Origin of the sequence: Streptomyces pseudovenezuelae, from assembly GCF_029892565.1 — a bacterium.
GTDB classification, from domain to species: Bacteria; Actinomycetota; Actinomycetes; order Streptomycetales; family Streptomycetaceae; genus Streptomyces; species Streptomyces pseudovenezuelae_A.
In genome coordinates, this window is the sequence record NZ_JARXVH010000059.1 from 1 (window position 1) to 4262 (window position 4262).

3 protein-coding genes are annotated in these 4262 nt (G+C 67.4%); all 3 read left to right on the plus strand.

The genetic code is table 11. The features are described from left to right. The first annotated feature begins 116 nt into the window (after window positions 1-116). The 3 genes from ccrA (at window position 117) to M2283_RS51355 (ending at window position 3703) form a co-directional block, all read left to right on the plus strand. Window positions 117-1460 carry a crotonyl-CoA carboxylase/reductase gene (ccrA, locus tag M2283_RS51345; RefSeq protein ID WP_280883542.1) on the plus strand — a complete coding sequence of 448 codons (1344 nt, stop codon included), beginning with the start codon at window positions 117-119 and terminating at the stop codon, window positions 1458-1460. 8 nt (window positions 1461-1468) lie between these two features. Next, window positions 1469-3244 (plus strand): 3-hydroxyacyl-CoA dehydrogenase family protein, encoded by a 1776-nt coding sequence (locus M2283_RS51350; protein WP_280883543.1) that lies wholly within the window; start codon window positions 1469-1471, stop codon window positions 3242-3244. 87 nt (window positions 3245-3331) lie between these two features. Continuing rightward, the gene (locus tag M2283_RS51355) at window positions 3332-3703 is read left to right on the plus strand and encodes a transposase (RefSeq protein ID WP_280883544.1); all 372 of its coding nucleotides are present in this window, start codon (window positions 3332-3334) and stop codon (window positions 3701-3703) included. Window positions 3704-4262 lie beyond the last annotated feature (559 nt).

Here is a 4262-nt window from a genome sequence, read left to right on the forward strand (position 1 = left end):
GCTGGCCTCCGGCGTCGTGGTCGGCCTGGGCGCGTTCGGCTACCGCCTAGCGGCCCGCGCCCTGCTGCATGTGACCGGCGCAGGCCGATGACCAACCCAGATGAAGGCGATGGCCTATGAACGAGATCATCAGCGCTCTCCTCTCCGAGGACGTCACATCGAGCGATGTGGCGGGTCTGCGTCTGCCGGAGTACTACCGGGGCAATGTGGTGCGCCGGGAGGACACTTCGATGTTTGAGGGGATGGACTCGAAGGCGAAGGACCCCCGCAAGTCCCTGCGGGTGCAGAAGGTCCCGACACCGCAGCCGGGACCGGGCGAGGCTCTGATCGCCGTGATGGCGAGCGCGATCAACTACAACACGGTGTGGTCTTCGATCTTCGAACCCATGCCGACCTTCGGTTTCCTGGAGCGTTACGGACGCCTCAGCGAGCAGGCCAGGCGCCATGACCTGCCGTACCACGTGCTGGGCTCGGACCTGGCGGGGGTGGTGCTGCGCACCGGCCCCGGCGTGAACCGGTGGCGCCCGGGTGACCGGGTCGTGGCGCACTGCCTCTCCGTCGAGCTGGAGAGCCCCGACGGCCATGACGACACGATGCTCGACCCCGAGCAGCGCATCTGGGGCTTCGAGACCAACTTCGGCGGGCTCGCCGAGCTGGCACTGGTGAAGTCCAACCAGCTGATGCCCAAGCCGGAGCATTTGGCCTGGGAGGAGGCCGCCTCCCCGGGGCTGGTGAACTCGACCGCCTACCGGCAGCTGGTGTCCCGCAACGGCGCGCAGTTGAAGCAGGGTGACAATGTGCTGATCTGGGGTGCGAGCGGCGGACTCGGCTCGTACGCCACCCAGCTGGCACTCACCGGCGGAGCGAACCCCATCTGTGTGGTCTCGTCGCCGCAGAAGGCGGCAGTCTGCCGCTCCATGGGAGCCGAAGCGGTCATCGACCGCAGAGCCGAGGGCTACCGGTTCTGGAAGGACGAGAACACCCAGGACCCGCGCGAGTGGAAGCGGTTCGGCGGGCGCATCCGCGAGCTGACCGGCGGTGAGGACGTCGACATCGTCTTCGAGCACCCCGGCCGGGAGACGTTCGGCGCGTCGGTGTACGTGGCGAGGAAGGGCGGCACCGTGGTCACCTGTGCGTCCACGTCCGGGTACGTGCACGAGTTCGACAACCGCTACCTGTGGATGTCGCTGAAGCGGATCGTCGGCTCGCACTTCGCGAACTACCGTGAGGCGTGGCAGGCCAACCGGCTCGTCGCCAAGGGCAGGATCCACCCGACGCTGTCGAAGGTCTACCCGCTGGAGCAGGCCGGGCAGGCCGCGTACGAAGTCCACGCCAACCTCCACCAGGGCAAGGTCGGCATCCTTTGCCTGGCCCCTCAGGAGGGCCTCGGCGTACGCGACCACGCACTGCGCGCAAAGCACATCGACGCCATCAACCGCTTCCGCGGGCAAAAGGTGTGATAAGCGTGATGATGTCCGATCCGCGACCCCTCACCGGCATCGTCGGCCTCGGCACGGTCGGCGAGGCGTTCATGCGTCTGGCCCACCAGGCCGGCCATCGCGTCGTGGCCGTCGACACCGCCCCTGACGCGCTCGTCCGGGTCGGCAACCGCCTCAAGGCGCTCACCACTGATGCGGCGGAGTCCGTCGTCCTCACGCATGAGGTGGCCGAACTCACCGACGCCAGCCTGGTGATCGAGGCCGTTCCCGACGACCTGGCCGTCAAGACGGACGTACTGCGTCAAATCGGAGAGGTCTCACAGGCGCCGGTCCTCACGACAACCGCCGCCCTCTCCGTCCCCCACCTCGCCATAGCGTCCGGACGCCCGGAGACGATCGTGGGCCTGCGCTTCCTCGTCCCGCCCGGCCCCGCCGGCGCGGTGGAGCTGGTACCCACTGCCCTGACCTCCCAGGCCACCCAGAGCGCCGCCGACGCGCTGATCAACGGGTTGGGCCTGGCCCGGGTCGAGATCGGCACCGGACCGGCGGCGGACGCCACCGCGCTCGTCATGGCCTACCTGAACCAGTCCGTGGCCTTCCTCGACGCTGGCCACTCCACCCGCGACGACATCGACACGGCGATGCGCCTCGGCTGCGGTCTGCCAGCAGGTCCGCTGTGCCTACTGGACATCATCGGACTGGACACAGCCCACGCAACCCTGACGAGACTGCACCAGCAGACGGGCGACACCTCTTTCACCCCGGCCCCGCTGCTGACACACATGGTCGAGTCTGGCTATCTGGGACGCAAGACGGGTGAAGGCTTTTACCTGTACGACGAGGGCGGCCGCAGTGGGGGAGACGAGCCCGACGATCCTGCCACCACCGGCCGCCCGGTGCGTACGGTCGCCGTCATCGGATCCGGCGTGATGGCCCGCGGTATCGCGGAGGCCACAGCGACCGGGGGCCACCCCACCCTGCTGGTGGCGCGCAGCGGAGAGAAGGCCGAGACCGCCCTCGCGGCGATCGCTGAATCCCTCATGCGAGCCGTCCGCCGCGGCAAGATCAGCGCCCAACAGAAGGCAGCGGCCCTGCCGCTGCTCGCTCCCGCCACGGACATGCGAGCCGCTGCGGACCACGATCTGATCATCGAAGCGGTGGCGGAAGACCTCGACGTCAAGCGCTCGATCTTCTCCCGACTCGGCGCGGTGGCCACACCGGGCGCCATCCTCGCGACTACCACGTCCAGCCTGTCCGTGACCGCCTGCGCGCAGGCCAGTGGACGGCCCGCTGACGTCGTCGGCCTGCACTTCTTCAATCCGGCGCCCGTGCTGCGACTCGTCGAACTGATCCGCACCAACGACACGGCCGACGACGTATTCGCCGGCGCCCGGGCTTTCGTCGCCGGTCTGGGGAAGACGACGGTCAGTTGCCCCGACCGCGCCGGCTTCATCGTCAACAGCCTCCTCTTCCCCTACCTCGGCTCGGCGGTCAACCTGCTGCAACGCCCCGGCACCGACATCGAGGCCACGGACACCGCCGTCCGACACGGCTTCGGCCACCCCATGGGCCCCTTCGAACTCCTCGACACGATCGGTCTCGACGTCTCGCTGGCCATCCAGCACCGCCTGTACGACCAACTCGCCCAGCCTGAACACCAACCGGCCCCCCTCCTGGAAGCTCTCGTTGCCACGGGTGCACTAGGCCGCAAGAACCAAAGGGGCTTCCGCGCCGGAGGGTCTGTCCAGCCAATGGCTCTGGCCCGTAGTCGGGATGCTGTTGGTGATCTTCATTCGTTTCGGTGAAGTCATGACGTTGTTGATCTGATGATCAGCGCAGTGTGCTGCGCTGGTTTGAGCAGGGTGGTTCGAGCGGTCGGAGGGGTGGCCGCGATGTCGATGGGTTCAGGTTCGGGGCGGATGATTCCGCCGTTGGCGGTGCGGATGGCGCGGGCAAGTAATCCGCGGGGCACGGCCGCCATGTGGGTGCGTGACAGGTTGGACGAGCTCTTCACCGATGAGCACTTCGCCGACTGGTATCCGATTGATGGGCGGCGGGGGTTGTCGCCGGCTCGGCTGGCAATGGTGTCGGTGCTGCAGTACGCGGAGAACCTCACTGACCGGCAGGCCGCCGAAGCGGTCCGCTGCCGGTTGGACTGGAAGTACTGTCTGGGCTGGATGATTCGGGCTTTGATTATTCCGTGCTCAGCGAGTTCAGAGACCGCATGGCTCAAGGCGATCGGGCTGACCGGCTGCTGGCCGTAATGGTCGACCATCTGGTGGCCGCGGGCCTGGTCAAGCGGCGTGGTGCGGTGCGCACGGACTCCACACATGTGCTCGCGTGTCGGCGATTCGAAAGCTGAGCCGGGCGGAGTTGGTCACTGAGACGCCATCCGCTTATCGATTACGGGGTTGGCCTGGTCGAACTGGATTCCTGATCGGGTGATCGCGTGCGGAGTGACGCATGGAAGCAGGGCCTCTTGGTAGTCATCCCGGGCCCTGTCGGTCCCGCCCCGTGACCGGGAAAATCGGGGCTGGTGCCCGTCCGGAGGACGTCGATCGAGCTTGGTGCCGAACATTGAGCCCGTTTGGTAGTCGGACGCTGGGGCCGAGCGCAGGAGTCCAGTGATGTTGCCGCGAGCACGCAAGAGAGCTTCTTTGAACCCTGTGGTCCCTGATGGGCGGGCACCGCTACTGGTGCACGTCCGGAAGGGCGGGGTGGGACATGGATGAAGCTTCCCCGTGATCTTGGACACTCGATGGTTATGCCGCGAGGGTGTGTCGGTGTCGTTGCCGGGTCTCGGCCGGGGTGAGGTAGCCGAAG